Genomic DNA, 20,572 nt, shown 5'->3' on the forward strand with positions numbered 1-20,572 from the left:
TGTAGAACTCGCACCGGTTTTGTTATGCATCCTGAGCGACCTTGCGACGGCCCGGCTGAGGCCCCGAATCGAGCCTCAGCCGTCCACCTTCGTCACCGGCGCGTACCGCAGCAGGAGGCGCTTCTCCCCCACCGGAAATCGCACCTTGGCCACGCTCTTGTCGCCGGCGCCTTCGACGCTCAGCACGACGCCCTCACCGAAGGCGTTGTGGTTCACGCGGTCCCCGGGTGAGACGCTGATGACCTCCTTCTGAGGCTGCACGCGGCCCCGCACCACGGAGGCCGGCACGTCCGCGTCGAAACCGGCCGTGCTGCTGGCCGCCGCGCCCCGCGCGTTCCGCGAGGTCCCCGCGCCCCAGTACGAACCGCCATAACGGCTGCTGCCGATGCCGTCGTTCGCCCAGCCGGGGTTCACGGGCCGTGCCGTGCCCTCGCGTTCCCACTGGATCAGTTCGCCGGGGATCTCGTCGAGGAACTGACTCGCCGGGTTGTACTGACTCTGGCCCCACAGGCTGCGCACCTCCGACCGGGTCACGTACAGCCGCTGACGGGCACGGGTCAGGCCCACATACGCGAGCCGCCGCTCCTCCGCCAGCTCCTTGGGATCCGTCGCGGACCGGGCGTGCGGGAAGATGCCGTGCTCCATGCCGGTCAGGAACACCACCGGGAACTCCAGGCCCTTGGCGGTGTGCAGGGTCATGAGCGTGACGACGCCCAGCCGCCGGGCCTCGGCGACGGCCTCATCGACGTCACCCGGAGTGTCCGGGATCTGGTCAGCGTCGGCCACGAGCGACACCTGCTCCAGGAAATCGCCGAGCGTGCCGTCCGGGTTCTCGTTCTGGAACTCCCGGATCACGGCCACGAGCTCCGCGAGGTTCTCCACTCGGGATTCATCCTGCGGATCGGTGCTCAGGCGGAGCGCCGCCAGGTATCCGGTCTGCTCGAGCACGGCTTCCAGCGCGGCCACGGCCCCGGACCCCGAGGCGACCTCGGCCAGATCGTCCATGAGCTTCACGAAGCCCAGCACCGCATTGACCGACCGCGTCGCCATGGCGGGGGCCTCGTCGGCCCGGCGCGCCGCGGCCATGAAGGAGATGCGCTCCCTTTCGGCGAGGGATGCCACGGCCGCCTCCGCCCGGTCACCGATCCCGCGCTTCGGTTCGTTGAGCACGCGGCGGAGGTTGACGTCGTCGTCGGGGTTCACCAAAACCCGCAGGTAGGCGAGCGCGTCCTTGATCTCCTTGCGCTCATAGAAGCGCGTGCCCCCGACCACCTTGTAGGGCAGGCCCATGCGGACCAGGACGTCCTCAAGGGACCGCGACTGCGCGTTGGTCCGGTAGAAGACCGCCACGTCGCCGGGCCGGAGCCCTTCGGCATCCTGCAGCCGGTCGATCTCGCGGGCGATGAACGCCGCTTCCTCGTGCTCGTTCTCGCCGACATAACCGATGATCTTGGGACCGTCGCCGGAGGCGGTCCAGAGACGCTTCTCCTGGCGGTCCGGATTACGGGAGATCACGGCGTTGGCGGCGGAGAGGATGTTCTGCGTGGAGCGGTAATTCTGCTCCAGCTTGATGACCTCGGCGTCCGGGTAGTCCTTCTCGAACTCCACGATGTTGCGGATGTCCGCGCCGCGGAAGGCGTAGATCGACTGGTCGGAGTCGCCGACCACGGTGAGCTCGCTGGGCGGCACGGGCCCGCCGTCGCCGACGCCCACGATCTCCTTCACGAGGGCGTACTGCGCGTGGTTGGTGTCCTGGTACTCGTCGACGAGCACGTGGCGGAAGCGCCTCCGGTACGACTCGGCGAGCGCGGGGAACGCCCGGAACATGTAGACGACCTGCGCGATCAGGTCATCGAAATCCATCGCGTTCGCCTGCCGCAGGCGCTGGGTGTAGCCCAGATAAACGTCCGCGACGGCCCGGTCCATCGGATTGTTCTCGCTGGCCGTGGAAGAGAATTCCTCCGCGTCGATCAGCTCATTCTTGAGCGCGGAGATCTTGTGCGCGATCGCCTTCGGGGCGAAGCGTTTGGGATCGAGGTCGAGATTCTTGGCGACCAAGGTGATCAGACGCAGCGAATCCGCAGAGTCATAAATGGAGAAATTCGAGTTCAGACCTACATTCGCGGCCTCCCGTCGCAGGATGCGCACACAGGAGGAATGGAAGGTGGAGATCCACATGCTCTTGGCCCGGGGGCCGATCAGGTTCTCGATGCGTTCCCGCATCTCGGCGGCCGCCTTGTTGGTGAAGGTGATCGCCAGGATCTCGCCATGATGCGCCCGCCCGGTGGCCAGCAGGTACGCGATGCGATGGGTCAGGACGCGCGTCTTGCCGGAGCCGGCGCCCGCGACGATCAGCAGCGGACTGCCGGAATGCACGACGGCGGCGTGCTGCTGAGGATTGAGGCCTTCGGTCAGCGATTCGGCCGAGGGCGTGCGGAATCCTTCGCGATCCTGCGGGGCCGCGCCGCCCCCCGGAGCGCCGTTCACCCGCCCTCCTGCCGTGCCCTCTCCGCGAGAGGCAGGTGGTGCGGGCGTGCTGGCATAGGGATCGAAGAGCATGTCCATGGTCCCACCAGTTTAGGCGGCCTGCCTGACAGTCGCCGTCGCACCGGTAAACCGCCCGCGCGGACGGCCTGTGGACGGCGCGAAACGGTTAACAACTCAATTTCCGCAGGATTCCTCGACACCGGCGGAAACAATTTGTACCCTAAGTTGTCTGGATTTAGGATTGAACCCGACGTGTCCGGTTACGAACTCTCGCACTTCCGATACGTCATATTATTGGTCTGCCGTGAGGCACGCAGGGGGAAGCTGTGGGGGCTTAAAACATGAATAGTCGTCTTTTGACGGACAGGTCGGTGTTTTCTCCACCGATTCCTGCCGGTCCGGTCGTTCTGCAGAAGTGACGGGCTCCGCGATGGCCGCCTCCGTCACCAGCACTCATCTCCGTCCTCTGAATTCCTCCGCATGGCTGCGCTCGCATGCCATGCGCATGCGTCTCCTGGACCTTCTCTGCATCGTGCTCGCCGTGAGCGGCGCCTATACGATCCGTTTCGGTTCGGAGGACGACGCTTCACTGCGCAGCCAGCGGACCGATTACTCCTATGTCACGGTTTCGCTGCTGCTGATCATCGCGTGGTGGGTGGCCCTGGAATACGCGGGCTCCCGTGACACGAAATTCATCGGCACGGGCATCGAGGAATACCGCCGGGTCACGGCCACCTCGCTGTGGCTCTTCGGCGCCGTCGCGGTGTTCTCCTACGTCTTCCAGCTGCAGACCGCCCGCGGCTATGTCGCCGTCGCACTGCCCCTCGGAGTGATCTTCCTGGTCATCTCGCGCTGGTTCCAACGGAAAGCGCTCCAGAAGACCCGCCGCGAAGGCCTGAATCTTCACCGGGTGCTCCTCATCGGGGCGTCGTCCAGTGTGGAGCACCTGAACAGCAAGCTGGAGCAGCACATCGTCTCCGGGTACAAGCCGGTCGCCGCCGTTCTGACGGACACCGGGAGCGTGCGCGGCGACCTGTCGGTCATCAACGCCGCCCCCTCGGTCGATCTGGTCCTGGACGCGATCGACCGCTCCGGCGCTGACACCGTGGCCATCTCCAGCGGTGGTGAGCTGGACCCCACTTTCCTGCGCCACCTGGGCTGGGCGCTGTCCGCGCGCGAGGTGGGCATGATCATGGCCCCCGCCCTGACGGACATCTCCGGCCCCAGGATTCACATGCAGCCGGTGGCCGGGCTGCCGCTCATCCACGTGACCACGCCGAAGCTCGAGGGCATGAAGGCCATCGCCAAGCGGGTGTTCGACCTCGTCACAGCCTCCCTGCTGCTCCTGATCCTGGCGATCCCCATGGCGATCGTCGCCCTTCTGGTCAGGCTGGACAGTCCGGGCCCCGCCTTGTTCTTCCAGGAGCGCGTCGGCAAGCGCGGCGAGCCCTTCAAGATGATCAAGTTCCGGTCCATGCGCACGGACGCCGAGGCGCTGCTGGTCAACCTCCAGGAGCAGAGCGAAGGCAACGGCGTGCTCTTCAAGATGAAGAAGGACCCGCGGGTCACCCGCGTGGGTTCGTGGATCCGCCGCTTCTCGCTGGACGAGCTTCCCCAGCTCTTCAATGTCCTCAACGGAACGATGAGTCTCGTGGGACCCCGGCCGCCGCTCTCCCGCGAAGTCGCCCTGTACGACAATTTCGCCCATCGCCGCCTCCTGGTGAAGCCCGGGATCACCGGCCTCTGGCAGGTCAGCGGCCGCAGTGATCTCTCCTGGGAGGAATCGATCCGGCTCGATCTGTACTACGTGGAGAATTGGTCCTTGGCTCAGGATCTGCTCATTCTGGCGAAAACCGCCCTGGCCGTGGTGGGGAAAGACGGAGCCTACTAGTTCCGCCCTCCGGCTCTCACGTCCGGCACCGTCCACCTCCGCCCCCTCCGAAAGAACTCAAAGGTCTTCGCTCATGAGCCCTGAATCAACCGGCAAGGATGTCACCGCCGGACCGCCCGCGGCCTCGCGGACAGCCCACGCCCACCCGTCCCCCTTGCTCTCGGTTCACCGGGGTGAAGCCCGGATCTTCGGCAGGCCGGTCTTCACCGGTGACATGTCGAGCTTCCTCGACACGCTGGACGACCACGCCAAGGACGATGTGCCCCATCTCGCCGTGACGGCGAACGTCGACCACATCATCGATCTGGAGGGTGGGAGCCCGCTGGTCGACGCGTACCACGAGGCGTCCCTCCGGACCGTCGACGGCGCGCCTCTCCTCTGGCTCCTCAGGAAGCTCGGGGCCCGGGATCTGCACCGCATCACGGGCGCCGACCTGATCACCACGACGTGCCGGGAAGGCGCCATCAGGGCATGGACGGTCGCCATCGTGGGCGGCGCCGACGACGTGCTCGAAGCCGCGGTCCGCAATCTGCGTGCCGAGCACCCCCGGACGACGATCGTGGGCATCCCCGCCCCGATGCTGGGCACCCCCGGGGATCCCGCAGGCCGGGAGATCGTCGACGCGCTCAACGAACTGAACCCTGACATCGTGTTCCTGTGCCTGGGCGCGCCCAAACAGGAGTCCTGGTTCCTGCACTGGCGACCCGAGCTGCCGGCGGCCGTCTACATCGGCGCCGGAGCGGCCGTCGATTTCGCCGCGGGACACAAGAAACGGGCTCCGCGCCCGGTGCAGCGGATCGGGCTCGAGTGGACGTGGCGTCTGGCTCAGGAGTTCCGCCGCCTCGCCCCGCGGTATCTGATCAAGGGGCCTCGGTTCCTGCGGATCACCCGCCGGACGTTGCGCTCGGGCGCCGAGGCCGGCGCCTCGTCGTCGAGCACCACGGGGCCGAGCGGCACTCCGCCCGTCACGCCGTCGTCGGACAGCCTGAAAGGCGGCTCGTGACCCGCGTCAAAGCCACTGGGCCCTACACCGCCATCATCGTCCACCAGTTCGATCCGGAGAATCCGGTGCCCGGCGGCATCGACACCTGCATCAGGGACATGCTCCTGCACGCGCCCGCCGGGGAACGGATCCTCCTCCTGGGAGTGAGCCAGACCAGGCCGCTCCTCCGCCGCACCCCGGTGGAGGGGTTCGGGGCGCCGGTCGACTTCGTCCCGCTCTCCCGCGTGGACCCGGGAAATCAGCGACGGCGGATCCCCCATTCGATCCGGCTCCTCCTGCCGATCCTGCTCGTGATGCTCCGCACCTCCACCCGGCGCAGCTCCATCCACACCCACCGTCTGGAAGCGTCGCTCGTCACCCGCCTCTTCCCGGCCCGGCGGCATGTCTACTTCGTGCACACCAACACGGAATCGGCGATCGCCGCGCACGGTGACAGCTTCTGGAAGAAGGCTCCCGGCCTCTACCGGTTCCTGGAAAAGCGGGTGCTCGCCGCTGCGGACCTCACCCTGGTGTTCAACCGTGCCTCGTCGGAGCTGTATCAATCGCTCGGTTATCCCGCTCAGCGGGTCCGCACGTGGTTCAACGAATCGCTGTATTACCCGCGTGCTGCGGATGATCAGTCAGCGGACTCCCCCACGGCGGTCTGGGTGGGACGGTTCGAGTCGCCGAAGGATCCTGTTCTCGCCGTCGATGTCTTTTCCGAATTGGCGCGCCGCGCCTCCGAGGAGGGCCCGGAATGGAAAGCGATCATGGTCGGGGACGGAACGCTCCGTCCCGACGTCGACGCGAGAATCGAAGAACTGGGCCTGAAAGACCACATCCGGCTCGTCGGCGCACAGCCGCGCTCCGAAGTGGGGACGCTCATGCGGAATGCGGATGTCCTCCTCATGACATCCCATTTCGAGGGATCGCCGATTGTCATGTACGAAGGCCTTGCCAGCGGAATTCCCGTCGTCGCCACGTCCGAAGCCGATCCGGATCAAGTGCTGACGGACGAAATCGGTAGAATCATTCAGGGGCGCAATCCAGCAGACATCGCGAAAGCAGCGGAGGCGGTTTTGTCCTGCGATCGCACGACGATCGCCCGCGCCGTTGAAGATCGTTCTTCGGGCCGCGCTCTTGATCATCTCTGGAAAACCGTGAATGGAGACGACTGACATGGTGATGCCTGGGCGCTCCCTTGACGAGAGATGCGGAGCGACGAGCCGCTGATGGAAGCAACGACTTTACTCGGCGTGATCGCAGCCGCACTCCTGGGCGTTTTCCTGACGATCAAATTCCCGAAATCCTTCGTCTTCGCGGCCGTCTGGTTCATCATGCTCGAAGACAGCATTCAGTGGCTGTTCAAAATCGAGTGGATCACATACACCGATGAAGTGGTCACCGCGCTGGCCGCCCTCATCTTCCCGCTTGGGCGCCTCATGTCGAAACGGCGTCTGGTGCGTATTCCAGGCATGGGCTGGATCGTGCTGTTCGTGTTCGCCGGCGGCATCGGCAACGCCCTCAACGCCACCCCGGCGGAGGTCTTCGCCCTCGGCGCCGGTTCGGCGCTGAAAGGACTCGTGTTCGCGTTCGCCGTCGCTCAGCTCGACTGGACGCCGCGCGACATCCAGCGCTCCGCGAAGTACTTCTTCCTGATCGGCACGGCGCTCGTCGTCACCGGCGCCATCAACCTCGTGGCCCCCGGTCCCTGGGCTCAGGTCTTCTCGCCGAGTGGAAACCTCGACTACCGCTTCGGGATCCCCTCGCTGATCGGCCCGTTCGTCCACCCGGGCATCTACGCCACGGTCCTCGGCCTGATCTCCGTCGCAGCACTGAGCTACCGCCGCACGGTGCGCAAGTCGCGGGCCAGCGCGTTCCTGGCGTTCACCACGGCCGTCGGTTCGCTCCTGGGCATGCGCCGCAGGCTCTGGGCCTCAGCGGCCATGGCGTGGGCGGGCCTTCTCGCCCGCACCTCCACCCGCGCGACCGCCGTCCTCGTCACGGTCCTGGCGGTGCCCGTCGGCATCCTCGTCTCCGGTGATTTCTTCAGCTCGATCTTCGGCAGCATCTCCCGGGAGTACCTCTCGGAGACCGGCCAGGCGTCCGCCGCGCGGACGGTCCTCTCGCTCGGAGCGGTCGACGTCGCCAACCTCGCCATCCCCTTCGGCGCGGGCTTCGGCCGGTACGCCAGCTGGGTGGCGGCGTTGCGCTACAGCCCGGAATACGTCGCCCGCGGCTTCGACCACATCTGGGGCCTGACACCGCTCGAGCGCGGGTCCTCCAACTTCCTGCTGGACACCTTCTGGCCGGCCGTGATCGGCGAGACAGGCTGGCTCGGGCTGTTCGCGTTCGTCGGGCTGGTCCTGTCGATCATCCGGATGTTCTACAAGCTGTCCGCCAAGACGGAGTCCCGCGCCCTGGCCCGTTGTGTCGGCGTGACCGGGTTCGGCTGGATGCTCTTCATCCTGTTCGACTCCGTCGCGGGCCCGTCGTTCTACAACCCGCTGTACATGATCCTCTACGCGATCATCGGTGTGGGCAGTCACCTCTACTTCACCAAGCCGGTTCCGACGGCCGCCGTGGCAGACGACCTCGACGGGAGCGCCGCCGAGAAGGCCCCGAACGACGGCGAACCCGCCACGGAGCCCTCCGGCCCCGGTCGCGCCATGGTCCGCCGTGGGCGCTGAGACGGTGCGTCCATGAGCACCTGGGTCGCGACCGCCTACGGCGCGCTCGACCTCCGGGACTGGGAGGACAACCGGTCCGGGATCGAGGTGATGGTCCTCCCGTGCGTCCCGTCCGAACCGATCGGCCTTGCCGGTGAGAACGCCGCGCTGTGGTGCCGGCTCGTCGCAGGACCGGTCGACGACGCCGACCTCGACGAGGCGCAGCGCGACCTCGTGCGGGAGTACGCAGAAGCCGGCATCGCCTCCGCGGACAGCGGTCACGCCGCGCGGATCCGTGAGCTGAGCCCACCCTGGCTCGTCTCGCCCCTGCACGAGCTGGTCTATGCGCTGGTCGCGAGTGTCGCCCGCGATGAGCGGATCGGCGTGGTCTTCATCAAGGGGCCGGTCCTTCACCAGCAGGGGCTCCGTGATCGGGCGCATTCCGGCGACGTGGACGTCTGGGTCGACCCGTCCGACGTCGACCGCCTGGTGGCCGGCCTGCAGGAATGGGGCTGGCGGATCTTCCTGGACATCTGGCACGGCACCGACGTCCATCACTCCGTGACCCTCAAGCCGGACGAATGGGGCTGCGAGCTCGACCTGCACCGGAGCTTCCCCGGCCTGACCGAGACGGGAGGCTCCGTGTTCGGAACGCTGGCATCCGGCGCGACGACCCTGGTGGCCGCCGGCGTGCCCATCTCCGTGCCGAACCGCACGGACAACGCCGTGATCCATGCCGTGCACACCGCGCGTCCCACACTGGGGGTCGACGATGAGAAGTCACGCTTCGAGCAGGTCGAGGAGATCCTCACGCTGGGAGGACCCGACGTCGTCGCGGCAGCCGCCCGGCTCGGCGCCACCAGCGTCCTGCGGACACCCCTGCTCCGGGCCTATCCTTCGGCCGTTCTCGGTGACGAGACCGCTCTTCCGGCGAACTGGAACTGGCGCCTGCAGCCGACCCGGCTCGGCGGCTATCTGATGCTGCTGCGCGGCGCGTCGTGGCGGGACCGGTTCATTCTGGGACGTCGGCTGCTGTGGCCGCCGCGCGAGTCCCTGATCGAGTACGAAGCCGGCGTGGACAGCGAGAGCGAGCACCTGGTGCTCGTCCGGCTGCGCCGCCTGAGGCGGCTCGTCATGGGCCTCGTCCGCAAGCGACGGAAGTAGGACGACGGCGGCCGGACAGCGGGCAGCGGCCGGACAACGGGCAGCGGCCGGCGTGAGCCCCTGTGCCTCAGGACCCTGTCAGGACCTCGTCGATGAAGTAGTCGGCGAAGCGATCGATGGTGTGCTCCGCCCTCACCTTGACGGCGCCGGCCGCCCCCAAGGACTCCGCCCAGGCGGGATCGTCCGTCAAGCGCAGGATCGCCTCCCGCAGCGCCTTCGGCGACCTCGGGATCAGCAGGCCGGTGGTCTCGTCGACGAGCTTGCGCGTGAGGCCGACGTCGGTGGCCACGACGGCACAGCCCACCGACATCGCCTCCAGGAGCGACTGTGACGGGTAGTTCTCCTCGTCCTGGAGACTCAGGAAGACGCGCGCCCGCCCCAGCACGGACGGAAGATTCGGCGCGAAGTACACCTCGGCGCCGTCGACGGCCGGCGTGAACCCGTCGGGTCCCGACGCCGGCTGACCGAGCACATGCAGGCTGATGCCCGTCGGAAGCGGCTCCATCCGCTCCAGAAGGTCCAGTCCCTTGCCGGTGGTGAACCTCGCCGCGAACACCACATCGATGCCGCGCGACTCGTACGGCGGAATGACGGCCGGGTAATCGGCGAAACTGCAGGGTGCGACCTTGACGAGGCTCTCGGACGGCCCTGGACCGTCCAGTCGCGGGAGGTGCCGGCGCACGTGGTCGGCGATGTCCTCGGAAAGGCAGTCGACGGCGGCCGCCTTGACCAGCGGGGGCAGGTGCTCGTCGCCGTAGCTGTGCCGTGAGTCGGCGACGGTCAGCGAGAACGGCGGGATGAGCGAAGACAGCCGGGCGAACAGGGTGCTCAGGTTGCCGGGATCATGGACGAGGTGGACATGGCGGTACCGGCCGCTCAGAAGGCTTGGGAACACCCTGCCCAGGAGGCCCAGGCGGAGTGCTCCCCGGGCGCCCAGAGCGCGTGCCGCCAAGGCCGAGTCCACGAACACGACGTGACCGGAGTCGATGCGGATGCCCGCGTCCTGGATGGTCGCGAACGCTGCTTTCGACGTGAAGACGGTCAGGGGCACCCCACGGCCGATCAGATGAGCGGCCAGTCGCATGAGTCGTCGTTCCAGGCCTCCGAGCCGTCCTTCCTGCAGGAGGACGAAAGCGATCTTCCGCTGACGACGCCGACTACTGCGAGAGCTGAACACGTTTCCCCTTTCCAGGGTCTGCCTTGTGAGCGAGCACGGCGCAGCAGATCCAGGTGACGAAGTAGGTCACGGCCATGGCCGTGTAGACCAGGAACGTCGCCTGCGTGAGCGACAGTGAGAGTGCGGTGACCAGCGAGAAGGAGATCACCATCAGGACCGCCCGGGTCACGTCGAGGATCGTGTTGAGGAGCGACTTCTCTAGGAGGATGAGGATTTGGCTCAGCGGGCTCGCGACGAGCCGGATGGCTGCGTTGAGGGCAAGGGTCTGCACCACCATGCCTGCGGTGGTCCACTGCGAGCCGAGGATCCACGGCAGCACGCTCTCGGCAAGGGTCGCCGCCGCGACGCCGACCACCAGGCCCCCGGCCGCGAGGAGTGCGCTGAAGCGCAGGAAGAGTCTGTTGAGGCCCGCTCCCCCGGACCGGATCCGGTCTGCGGCCTCGCCCGCGAAGACCTGGCCGATCGTCGCCGCCACGAGCGTGACGGGCACCGAGATGAGCTTGTCCGCCATGCCGACCTGGCCGCCCGGACCGATCCCGAAGTGGGCGATGAAGAAGACCAGGGGAAGCTGCAGCCCGAAGGCGTTCAGCAGCGCGGACGGGGCGAAGACCACCGGGAAGCGCCAGTACCGGCGCCAGACAGTCCGCACATCGTGGAGCCGGGGCCGGCAGAGGAACTCCTTGGTGCTCTTCACCATCACCCCGAGCCCCGCCAGGTGTCCGATCAACGCTCCGATGAGCAGCCCGGGAATCGCCTGTGCCGGGCCCACGCTCAGACCGAGCTGCGGTGCCACGGTCGCGGCAGACCGCAGGAACGTGCGCGTCGCGACGGTGCTGTACAGCTTCTTCCTCAGCGTGAGCCGGGTCAGCAGCTCGAAGACGGCCATGAGCACCGTGAAGACGAAGATCCAGACGGCCAGACCGAAGGACACGTTCAGGCCGGAGACGCCGAATGAACTCAGAGCGAAAACGGCTCCCGAATACACGACGCCGATCACCAGGATGGCGCCGAGGGCGACTCCCGTGATCGAGCGGACGTGTGAAGTGTCCTGCGGAAGAAGGGTGGCGGATTCCAGCCGCAGCGTCGCCAGGGGCGTGGCGATCGCCGCAAGAGAAAGAACGAGGGAATACTGGCCGAAGCTCTCCGGAGTGTAAAGCCGGGAAATCAGCGGCAGAGCCGCAAAAGTGAGCACCTGAGCACCGACGGTGCCGGTCAGCAGTTGAAGAAGTCCCCTGCCGCTCTTACTGCGAGTGTTCATGCATTTATTTCCGGCCCATCAGCCTTTTGAAGGTCGAATCCAGCCAGCCGGGAAAGAGCGCTGGCCTCAGCACCCCGGGGCCAGGCCTGCGCTGGCTCGATTTCACCCCAACCCCCTGGCCATCGTACCGGAAGCAGACCGCTTTCTTCCGCTGGTTTCACAGCGCGACGTCACATTGCCAGAAGTTGACTCGACGTCATGAACAGCGAATAGCCACAAGTCATTTCTTAAGCTGTACAGTCATATCCTGTGAACTCGCACAACACCACAGGTTTCAGGGGTGATATCCAAGGTCTCCGCGCGATCGCCGTCGCGTCGGTTCTCCTCTATCACGCGAACATGCCCTTCATCACCGGGGGATATGTCGGTGTCGACGTCTTCTTCGTGATCTCCGGATTTCTGATCACCTCCCATTTGCTGAGTCAGTTGCGCACACGGGGACACGTGGACTTCCCGACCTTCTATGCCCGCCGTGTCCGGCGCATTCTCCCGGCGTCTCTCGTCGTCGTCGCGCTGTCCACGCTCGGGGCTGTGATCTGGTATCCGCCCATGCTGATCCGCGAAGTGTGGAAAGGGGCGGTCGCGAGCGCGCTGTACGTCCCGAATTACCTGTTCGCCGTGGAGGGGACCGACTATCTGTCCGAGCAGTCCCCCTCCCTGTTCCAGCACTACTGGTCCCTGGGCGTGGAGGAACAGTTCTATCTGGTGTGGCCGGTCCTGCTGGGCCTGGGCTTCCTGGCGATGCGGTCCCGCGCCCGCCGCCTCTTCCTCCTCGTCGCTGGGCTGACGGTCGCGTCCTTCATCGCCGGGGCCGTCCTCACCTACCATTCACAGCCGTGGGCGTTCTTCTCACTGCCGACCCGGGCCTGGGAGCTCGGGGCGGGCGGCCTGGCCGCGTTCGTCGCGGCCTATCGGCCGGATCTCATCAAGGCGGGCCCCGTCCTCGGCTGGGTCGGCGTGGCCGGCATCCTCGCGTCGCTGTTCCTCTTCGACTCCAGCACCTCGTTCCCCGGCATCTCGGCCGCTCTTCCGGTGCTGTCGACAGCGGCGGTGATCCTGGCGGGAGTGAACGCCTCCAGCTTCGGGCCGGCGGCGATCCTGTCCCTCCGGCCGTTCCAGTTCATCGGGCTCATCTCCTATTCCCTGTACCTGGTCCACTGGCCGCTGTTCCTGCTCATCAACGCAGCGGTCTTCCAGGCCCACCTGTCCGCCCCGCTCCGGCTGGGGATCGCGCTCCTCTGCGTTCCGCTGGCCTGGCTGCTCTACCGGTTCGTCGAAGCGCCGGCACGGGATGGCCGGTGGCTGAAGAACGCCCGTCCGCGCCGCTCCCTGCTGGCTGCCGCCGTCGCGCCGGTCATCGTGGCGCTGATCGCGACCGGATCGTTCCTGTACGTCCGCTCGGTTCCCCTCCACGCGGATGCCGCCGCGCAGACGGCCTCGATCTCGGCGGCGCCGGCTTTCACGGGATTCGTCCCGTCCAATCTGAAGCCGTCGCTGAGCGAGGCCTCCACTGATCAGGCGGAGATCTACGACGACGGGTGCCACGCCACCTTCACCGAGAGTGACCTCAAGAGCTGCGTCTACGGCGACCCCAAGCTTCCGCGGATCGTCCTGTTCGGCGATTCCCATGCGGCGCACTGGTTCCCGGCGCTGAAAGCGTTCGCAGCCAGCCACGGCTACTCCCTCGAGAGCCGCACCAAGAGCTCGTGCCCCTCGGTGCTCGCCGGCATCTCGCTCAACGGAGTTCCGTACACGAGTTGCGCGGAGTGGAGACAGAAGGTGATCGACAGGATCAACTCCGAACCCGTCGCCCTGGTCGTGGTGTCCAACTATGCGGCGTCGCTTCCCCGCCTGCTGGACGGCGAAAGCTGGGAGAAGGGTCTGCGCAAGACCCTGGACAGCATCCGGGCGACCACCGTCGTCCTGGCGGACACCCCGGATCTCAAGGTCAGCACGCCCGTCTGCCTCTCGGCGAAGATCACGGCCGCGAGCGCCTGCGGGAAGGCCCGTTCCGCGGCCTTCACCCCGCAGGTCCAGAACGCGGAGAGTGCCGCCGCCGCGGCTCACGGCAGCGGCTTCATCGACCTGAGCGACTATCTCTGCTCAGCCGACCGTTGCGACCCCATCATCGGCGACACCCTGGTGTACCGGGACGGCCATCACCTGACCGCGACGTTCAGCACCAAGCTCGCCCAGCCACTGGGCGAGAAGCTCGCGCCGTACCTTCATGCGCGGCAGGGCACGGCACGCTGACGGTCGTTCCGGCGGCTCACAGGGCCGCCGGATCCGCGGTCAGGGACGGCGTCCGATCTTGGAGAACGGGAACAGGAACCAGTCCACCCTCCCGATGATCTCCTCACGGGACACCATCCTGGCACACCCCGGGGTGACCGTGGCGCTGCGGCAGGAGATCACGGAGTCCGCGGAGTTGGAGCGGTGGTCCCCGAGCATCAGGTACTCGTCGGCGCCGAGCGTGACCGGCCGGAAGCACCGCGCGGTCCAGGCGGCGGCCGTGCACGCGGAGGCCCCCGCGGCCCACGGCAGATCCTGGTAGAGGTACGGTTCGTCGATGGCCGTGCCGTTCACGGTCACTTTGCCCTGGGCGTCACAGCACGCGACGGTGTCCCCCGGCACCCCGATCACGCGCTTGACCAGGTAGTCCGTGTTCCCGGGGCCGATCCCGGTCAGATCGCCGAACCACCCGACGGCCGTGCGCAGGGCGCCGTGCTCGCTCTGCGGCCCCCAGGAGGCCGGCTTCCGGAAGACCACGACATCGCCTCGCTGCGGCATCGATCCCGCATAGGCGACGCGGTTGACGAGCAGGCGGTCCCCCACGTTGAGGGTGTTCTCCATGGATCCCGACGGCACCTGGTACACCTTGACGAGGAATCCCTGCACGAGTGCCACGAGGACCACCGCGGCGAGCACCTGGAACCACAGGGACTTCAGAAGGGGCCGACGACGCCGCCCTCCGCCCGCCCGGGGCGCGTCACCTTCACTGCCGCCCGGCGTCGTCGGCAGGCTCTCCGGCCGGTCGTCGCCCGCTGCTCCGGTGCTCATGCGACGTGGTCGGGAAATCGCTGGAGGAGCCCGGCGTCGGCCAGCGCGCGCAGCACCTGGCTGACGGCGGCTTCCAGACTCCGCTCCGGCGGCACCCCGAAGACGGCTTCGACATCGTGCGCCACGCCGTCGAAGTCCCGGCCCGCGCAGAGCGATCGCCAGATGACGGGACCCACGCCGTCAAGGATGTGCACCACACGGCTGGTGTCGATGATGGCCGTCTGCCCCGCCGACTCGACCGCGTCCAGGACGGGTGCGGGCACGTAGCGTTCCTCGTTCAGTGCGCTGTGGGCGCCGACCGGGTCCTGGACGGGCAGGACGGCCTCCCAGGGTTCCGGGGCCGCGGCGGTGAGGAGTTCGGGAACCAGCGGTGGCACGTCGCTCGCCTCACGGTAGGTGACCTGGCGGATGGCCCCGCAGCGGTCCACCAGCCGGGCGATCATCTGAAGAGGCTGGTCGAGGTCGGCGAGATAACTGACTTCGGGGACGATCGCGGCGAGGGCTTCGCAGAGTTCCAGCTGCGCGATCTCCGGGCGGCCCTGGAGATCCGGGACGCGGGACACCAGCACGAGGCCGCCGAGCCGGAGCTCGGCGTCGGGCAGCTCCTTGAGCCCGAGAAGGGACGGCGCCACCTGCTCCTTGTGGTCCTCGCCGGCCCGGATGATGGAGAGCGGCTTCCGGTAGGAATGCACCGCGCCGTCGGATTCGATCCCCACGGTCTCGTCCGTGACGTAGGAGAACTGCTGCCCGAGGGTCCTGGCCAGCGTCGTCTTCCCTCGGCCGGACGGGCCGATGAAGGCCAGCACCCGGCCCTTCTCGTCGGCGACGCCGGCGGCGTGGAGCATGAGCAGCTGACCGCGCCGTCCCTCGATCGCGGCGAGCGTGGCGTGCGTGGAAAGATCAGCGACGGAGCGGACCAGGTCCGCTTCGTCAGGGAACGGCCAGCTCAGTTCGAAGACGTCGACGCCGGGAGCCTCCAGGTCGCGGTGCGGGGGCTGAGCATCGGCCCACGGGTCCTGAAGGGCCCGCAGGCGCGCTTCGTCCAGAGGCCGGCCGGAATTGTCCAGTCGCACCCGGACCACTCCGCCCAGGGCATTCACCAGAATGTCGTCGGACTGCAATTTCCCCCCACAGCAATGATTTCTTCCAGCAAAAGTCATGCCATACGACAATGTCGTCGACCTTCGATCACCCTAATCCACTCCCCGGGAAGCGCGAAACGCGCCAGCAGAAGTGCTGGCGCGTTTCTCGAGACTCCCCCGTGAGGTGGAATCGGGCCGGCGGACTGATTCATCAGCCGGCCGTATCTCCCGGTGGACGATCAGTTGGCGCTGCAGAGAACCAGCGTCGAGTTGACGTTGCCGGAGAGCTTGCCACCGGTGGCGGTGTAGCCGCTGGGCAGGGTCACGGAAGCGTTCAGGCCGAAGGCGACGCTGATGGAGAGCGTGGTGCGCAGGTTGAGGGTCTGGCCGGCCGCGAGCGGCGCGGTCAGGGTGACCTGGCGGCTGGTGCCGCTCAGGACGGCGACCGAAGCCACGCCGCCGGTGACGCTGAAGACACCGATGTTGGCCACGCCGGAACCGGTGATCGTGATGACGGTGCCGGCCGGGATCGGGGCGGTCGGCGAGGCGGTCAGGGTGAAGCCCGGGCCGAGGACGCCGAGGACGCCACAGGAGCCGTTCAGGGCCAGGGCGCCGAGCTCGGAAGTGGAGGCACTGGCCGCCGGTGCGGCGACGGCTGCGGCGATGACGGGCACGGACCAGGCGGCGCCCTTGACGACGGCGCGGCGGCTGGTGGAGTTGGAAAGCTTAAGATCTGCGCTCATGGTTCCTCAATGTTTCGATTCACGACAAAAAGTCAGTGGGCTGCGGAACCTTGCGAGTGCCGGTTCCCCCCTAGTGATTGAGAGCCTAACCACGGCGGAAGCGGGCAGGAGACCATTCCGGGAAAGTTGGCGCTTAACGACACAAGTTGTGCGCGAAACGTGCTTTATGGCGGCATTCGCGAACATCTTTGACATCCGCGAACCGGGATTCCGGGAAAAGGCGGGGCCCGAAGGCCGCTCCGCACCTCTTTCCGGAAGTGATCTCCCACTTATAAAAGAGGATTTATTCACTCCAGAGGAGCGCGGCCTTCCCGCAATTCCCGCGGTCCGCACCCGTACAGTTCGTCGAGCGCGCGGCGGAGGGCCGCCGTCGTGCCGAAACCGGTCTGTTCGGCGATCTGTTGCACGCTCAACACGTCGTAGCGGGAATCCGTCAGCAGATTCCTTGCCAGCCGGCCCCGTTGCCGTCGGATCTCCGCCGCGATCGAATTGCCGACCTCCGCGAAAGCGGCCTGAACCCTGCGCAGTGAGGACTGCACGGCCTTCGCCACCGCCTCCGGTTTCAGATGCTTGTCAGCACATCGCTGAGCGATCACCGCCATGGCCTCGTCCCGGAGCGCCGAGGATGCCGAACCGGGCGCCCAGGAGGATCCGCAGTGCTCCAGCAGCGTGCTGCCCGCGAGTTCCAGGACGATCTGCTCCGACGCGTAATCCTCGATCGAGGAGCGGCGGCGGTCCGCCGAATGGCCCATCATGGCGCGGATGAAGCTGTGGGTCGCCTGGTCCAGGCGGGTGAGCGTGGGGAAGAACTGAAGGCCCGCGAGGGCGTGCGGAGCGAAGGTTTCGGCCGTGCTGCGCGTCAGCCGGATCCGGTCCACGTCACCGCGGCCCCGGAACGGCGTCACCACGCCTTCTCCCCCGGGCACCACGAGCAGCGCCCCGGAACATTCCAGCGCCCGCCCGTCGGCCGGATTGCTGATCACCGCCCGGTTCAGGAAGTAGAGGTCCACCCAGCCGCTCGGGAATTCGAGAACCGAAAGGTCACCCTCATGATGGGTGAGCGAGATTTCCCCGACCACGCATTCCCGGGGAATCCCTGCGCCTTGCTGTCCTCCGTCGAACTCCGGTCCCCCGGATCCCTTCGCCTGGCCCCCCAGGACGTCTTGCCGCACCGCTATTCCCCTCACCGCATCCACGACGAACCATTCGTCGTCCGCGCATCGCTTTTCCCGCAGCGCCGAGTTGTCGGCCCCTTCGGCTTGCGACGCGAATGTCATGCCTAAGTTATTGAGTAACACTTTAGATCCACAGGCTAGGATGTTCAGGATGCCAGGCCTCTGCACTGGCGCAGCGACTTTTCTTCACCGCACCACCAAGGGGATATCTACATGGAGTTGACCGATTACTGGAAAATTCTCAGAGCACACTGGGTTTCCGTCCTCGGCATCACGGTCCTGGGCGTCCTCGTGGCGTTCGGCTGGAGCCTGCTGCAGCCGAAGGTGTACAGCGCAGATGCCAGTGGCATCATTTCCGTGGGGGTGAACAAGGACCTCGGAACCGCCATGATCGGCGAAAACTATTCCAAGTCCCGCGCTAAGGCTTATCTGGACGTCGCGAAGTCCCGCTCGGTGGCGGAAAACGTGATCTCGGATCTCAAGCTCCAGAACACGACACCGGAACAGCTCATCAGCCGGGTCAGCGCCCAGAATCCCCTCGACACCGCGACCCTGAAATTCACTGCCCAGGCCAGCACGCCCGAGGACGCGCGTGACCTCGCCGAAGCCTGGGTCCGTGCGGTCGGCAAGCAGGTCGACGCCCTGGAGAAAGGCCCCGCGAACACCGCGGAGAAGTCGATCGTGAGCTTCCGCTCCCTCGACGCGGCCCAGCTGCCGACCTCCCCGAGCTCTCCGAACACGCGGCTCGCCCTGGTCATCGGCTTGGTGGCCGGCCTGGTCGTGGCCGTGCTCTACGCGCTGCTGCGGAATCTCTTCGACCGCCGCGTCCGGTCCGCCGTCCAGGTGGAGGCCGAAACCGGTCTGTCCGTGATCGGCACGGTGCCGTTCAACAAGGACTTCGACAGCACGCACCGCATCGTGGCGTCTCACGGTGGCAACGACCTCGAGAACACGAGCCAGCAGGATCACGCGGTGGCCGAGGCGATCCGCGAACTCCGGACCAACCTCCAGTTCATGGACGTGGACAACCCGCCGCGCATCATCGTGGTCAGCTCCGCCCTTCCCGGCGAAGGAAAGACCACCGTGGTGGCCAACCTCGCCCAGACCATCGCGGCGTCCGGCCAGCGCGTCGTCGTCGTCGACGGCGATCTCCGCCGCCCCACCGTGGCGAAGACCTTCGGGCTGCTGACCACCATCGGGCTCACCGATGTGCTGATCGGCCGCGCGAACCTCAACGAGGTCCTCCAGCCGTGGGGCGAAAGCGGCAACCTCTACGTCCTCGGCGCGGGCTCCGTCCCGCCGAACCCCAGCGAGCTGCTCGGCTCCAACGTCATGCAGAAGATGCTGCAGGACATCGCCAAGCACGCGATCGTCCTGATCGACGCTCCCCCGCTGCTGCCCGTCACCGACGCCGCCATCCTGACGGCTCAGACCGACGGCGCCCTCGTGGTCACGCGCTCCGGCAAGAGCACCTACGACGAGCTCAAGCGCGCACTCCAGAACCTGGAGCGCGTCAAGGGCCGTCCCCTCGGCATCATCATCAACGGCGTGCCCCGCAAGTCCGCCGCGGGCTCCGGGTACGGCTACCAGTACTACACGTACTACAACCGCAAGGACGCAGGCGATAAGTCCCCGCGCGCCAGCCACGTGCCCGTGACCGAGTCCACCCCGGTGAGCGAAACCGATCCCGTGGAGCTTGAGCCGCAGCGCCACATGCGCCGTCGGGACCGTAGCAGGGCCTGATGTCCCGTTCCGCCCAGTCCGCTCTCAGGCCGCCCTCGACCGTTCTGACGGTGTGCATCGGCAACATCTGCCGCTCGCCCCTGGCCGAACAGTTGCTGAGGGCGCGCCTGGGGCAGGCCGGGCTGGGCGATTTCGAACTGCTCAGCGCCGGTCTGCGCGCCGTGGTGGGCGCTCCCATGGAGCCCTGGCCCGCAGCGCTGTCCCGGGAGTTCGGAGCCGACCCCACGGGAGCGGTCGGGAAGCAGCTCTCGGCGGAGATCGTGGGAGCCTCGGATCTGGTCCTGACCATGACGCAGGGCCAGCGGGACGACCTCGTCAAGCGCCACCCCACCGCCGCGCAGCGGACCTTCACCCTCGCGGAGTTCGGCAGGATCGTCGAGGCCCTGCCGCGGGTGGACGGAAGCGCGACGGCGAGTGACGCCCCGCTGTGGGGACGGCCGGCGGACGCGGCGGTCGGCTCAGCCGTCAGCGCGGTGGTGCGCTCGGCGTCGTCGGCCCGTCATCTGGCGCCCCTCTCGGCGGAGGACGACGTGCGTGATCCGATCAACCTGCCGGAGGAAGTGCACCGGGCGGTGGGCCGTCAGATCGATGATCTGACCCGCCGGATCGCCGCCGGCCTCACACGGCACCTCGCGCACTGAGGCGGGACGTGATGGCCAGGACCACCTTCAGCAGCAGCACACCCGCCAGGGTGCCCAGCGTGTTGGCGATGACATCCGACAGCGCCGTCACCCGGCCGGGGATGATGAGCTGCAGAAGCTCGATCACCGTGGACAGCACAGCACCGCTGAGCACCACCGCCCAGCTCGGAAGGGCCGGCCGGGACAGCAGCCGGAGGAAGAACCCCCACGGTCCGAACAGCACGATGTTGGACAGGAACTCGACCGCCACTTCGGCCGGCTGACGAGGGATTCCGAACGTGGAGAGGAAATCGGCGATGACGGAGACGAAACCCGTCATATGGCGCGCATCGTCCGCCGGGAGAAGCACCACCAGAAGAAGCGCCACGATGTACACGGCGAAGACCGCCCGGGCCATGGCCAGCCAACCCCGCGTCATGGAACACCTTTCACCGGCGGAACAACGTCAGCAGGCTACAGGAAAAGACCACTTGACCATCCCGGGAACACCCCTTCCCGTC

Annotated in this window: 16 protein-coding genes; 8 read left to right on the plus strand and 8 right to left on the minus strand. The window is 67.1% G+C overall.

Annotation, left to right across the window (positions count from 1 at the left end):
• Positions 1-75: 75 nt before the first annotated feature.
• Positions 76-2,565: a DNA helicase PcrA gene (gene pcrA, locus BLV63_RS14975; protein WP_066214339.1), complete on the minus strand. Its 2,490-nt coding sequence runs from the start codon at positions 2,563-2,565 to the stop codon at positions 76-78.
• Positions 2,566-2,986: 421 nt separating this feature from the next.
• On the opposite strand from pcrA, the gene BLV63_RS14980 reads away from it, so the two are divergent.
• From BLV63_RS14980 to BLV63_RS15000, 5 genes are all read left to right on the plus strand, one after another.
• Positions 2,987-4,378 (plus strand): sugar transferase, encoded by a 1,392-nt coding sequence (locus BLV63_RS14980; protein WP_074784602.1) that lies wholly within the window; start codon positions 2,987-2,989, stop codon positions 4,376-4,378.
• A 73-nt stretch (positions 4,379-4,451) separates the two neighbouring features.
• The gene (locus BLV63_RS14985) at positions 4,452-5,381 is read left to right on the plus strand and encodes a WecB/TagA/CpsF family glycosyltransferase (protein ID WP_066214336.1); all 930 of its coding nucleotides are present in this window, start codon (positions 4,452-4,454) and stop codon (positions 5,379-5,381) included.
• A gap of 143 nt (positions 5,382-5,524) precedes the next feature.
• Positions 5,525-6,538, plus strand: a complete 1,014-nt coding sequence (locus BLV63_RS14990; protein WP_175533608.1) for a glycosyltransferase family 4 protein — start codon at positions 5,525-5,527, stop codon at positions 6,536-6,538.
• 54 nt (positions 6,539-6,592) lie between these two features.
• Complete coding sequence (locus BLV63_RS14995; RefSeq protein WP_139244710.1) at positions 6,593-8,050, plus strand: O-antigen ligase family protein; 1,458 nt, start codon at positions 6,593-6,595, stop codon at positions 8,048-8,050.
• A gap of 12 nt (positions 8,051-8,062) precedes the next feature.
• Positions 8,063-9,193 (plus strand): nucleotidyltransferase family protein, encoded by a 1,131-nt coding sequence (locus tag BLV63_RS15000; RefSeq protein WP_066214328.1) that lies wholly within the window; start codon positions 8,063-8,065, stop codon positions 9,191-9,193.
• Positions 9,194-9,260: 67 nt separating this feature from the next.
• On the opposite strand, the gene BLV63_RS15005 is transcribed toward BLV63_RS15000, so the two are convergent.
• Positions 9,261-10,370 carry a glycosyltransferase family 4 protein gene (locus BLV63_RS15005; protein ID WP_139244711.1) on the minus strand — a complete coding sequence of 370 codons (1,110 nt, stop codon included), beginning with the start codon at positions 10,368-10,370 and terminating at the stop codon, positions 9,261-9,263.
• A complete protein-coding gene (locus BLV63_RS15010) occupies positions 10,351-11,628 on the minus strand; it encodes a lipopolysaccharide biosynthesis protein (RefSeq protein ID WP_066214322.1) in 1,278 nt (425 codons plus the stop codon). The genes BLV63_RS15005 and BLV63_RS15010 overlap by 20 nt, the downstream gene beginning before the upstream one ends.
• 249 nt (positions 11,629-11,877) lie before the next feature.
• Between BLV63_RS15010 and BLV63_RS15015 the strand changes: the two genes are divergently transcribed.
• Positions 11,878-13,881, plus strand: a complete 2,004-nt coding sequence (locus BLV63_RS15015; protein ID WP_066214319.1) for an acyltransferase family protein — start codon at positions 11,878-11,880, stop codon at positions 13,879-13,881.
• Between the two features lie 39 nt (positions 13,882-13,920).
• Here BLV63_RS15015 and lepB read toward each other — a convergent pair whose 3' ends face one another.
• The 4 genes from lepB to BLV63_RS15035 all read right to left on the minus strand — a co-directional run bounded on the left by lepB (position 13,921) and on the right by BLV63_RS15035 (position 17,790).
• Positions 13,921-14,688 carry a signal peptidase I gene (lepB, locus tag BLV63_RS15020; protein ID WP_082724151.1) on the minus strand — a complete coding sequence of 256 codons (768 nt, stop codon included), beginning with the start codon at positions 14,686-14,688 and terminating at the stop codon, positions 13,921-13,923.
• The gene (locus BLV63_RS15025) at positions 14,685-15,809 is read right to left on the minus strand and encodes a PqqD family protein (protein WP_066214316.1); all 1,125 of its coding nucleotides are present in this window, start codon (positions 15,807-15,809) and stop codon (positions 14,685-14,687) included. The genes lepB and BLV63_RS15025 overlap by 4 nt, the downstream gene beginning before the upstream one ends.
• 200 nt (positions 15,810-16,009) lie before the next feature.
• Complete coding sequence (locus BLV63_RS15030; protein ID WP_066214314.1) at positions 16,010-16,513, minus strand: hypothetical protein; 504 nt, start codon at positions 16,511-16,513, stop codon at positions 16,010-16,012.
• Between the two features lie 287 nt (positions 16,514-16,800).
• Positions 16,801-17,790: a helix-turn-helix domain-containing protein gene (locus BLV63_RS15035; protein WP_082724150.1), complete on the minus strand. Its 990-nt coding sequence runs from the start codon at positions 17,788-17,790 to the stop codon at positions 16,801-16,803.
• A 111-nt stretch (positions 17,791-17,901) separates the two neighbouring features.
• On the opposite strand from BLV63_RS15035, the gene BLV63_RS15040 reads away from it, so the two are divergent.
• A complete protein-coding gene (locus tag BLV63_RS15040; protein ID WP_066214308.1) occupies positions 17,902-19,431 on the plus strand; it encodes a tyrosine-protein kinase domain-containing protein in 1,530 nt (509 codons plus the stop codon).
• The gene (locus tag BLV63_RS15045; RefSeq protein WP_066214306.1) at positions 19,431-20,072 is read left to right on the plus strand and encodes an arsenate reductase/protein-tyrosine-phosphatase family protein; all 642 of its coding nucleotides are present in this window, start codon (positions 19,431-19,433) and stop codon (positions 20,070-20,072) included. The genes BLV63_RS15040 and BLV63_RS15045 overlap by 1 nt, the downstream gene beginning before the upstream one ends.
• Here the strand turns inward: BLV63_RS15045 and BLV63_RS15050 are convergent.
• Positions 20,050-20,490 carry a VanZ family protein gene (locus BLV63_RS15050; RefSeq protein ID WP_066214303.1) on the minus strand — a complete coding sequence of 147 codons (441 nt, stop codon included), beginning with the start codon at positions 20,488-20,490 and terminating at the stop codon, positions 20,050-20,052. The genes BLV63_RS15045 and BLV63_RS15050 overlap by 23 nt on opposite strands.
• Between the last annotated feature and the right edge of the window lie 82 nt (positions 20,491-20,572).

The sequence above is a fragment of the Arthrobacter woluwensis genome, assembly GCF_900105345.1.
GTDB lineage: Bacteria > Actinomycetota > Actinomycetes > Actinomycetales > Micrococcaceae > Arthrobacter_E > Arthrobacter_E woluwensis.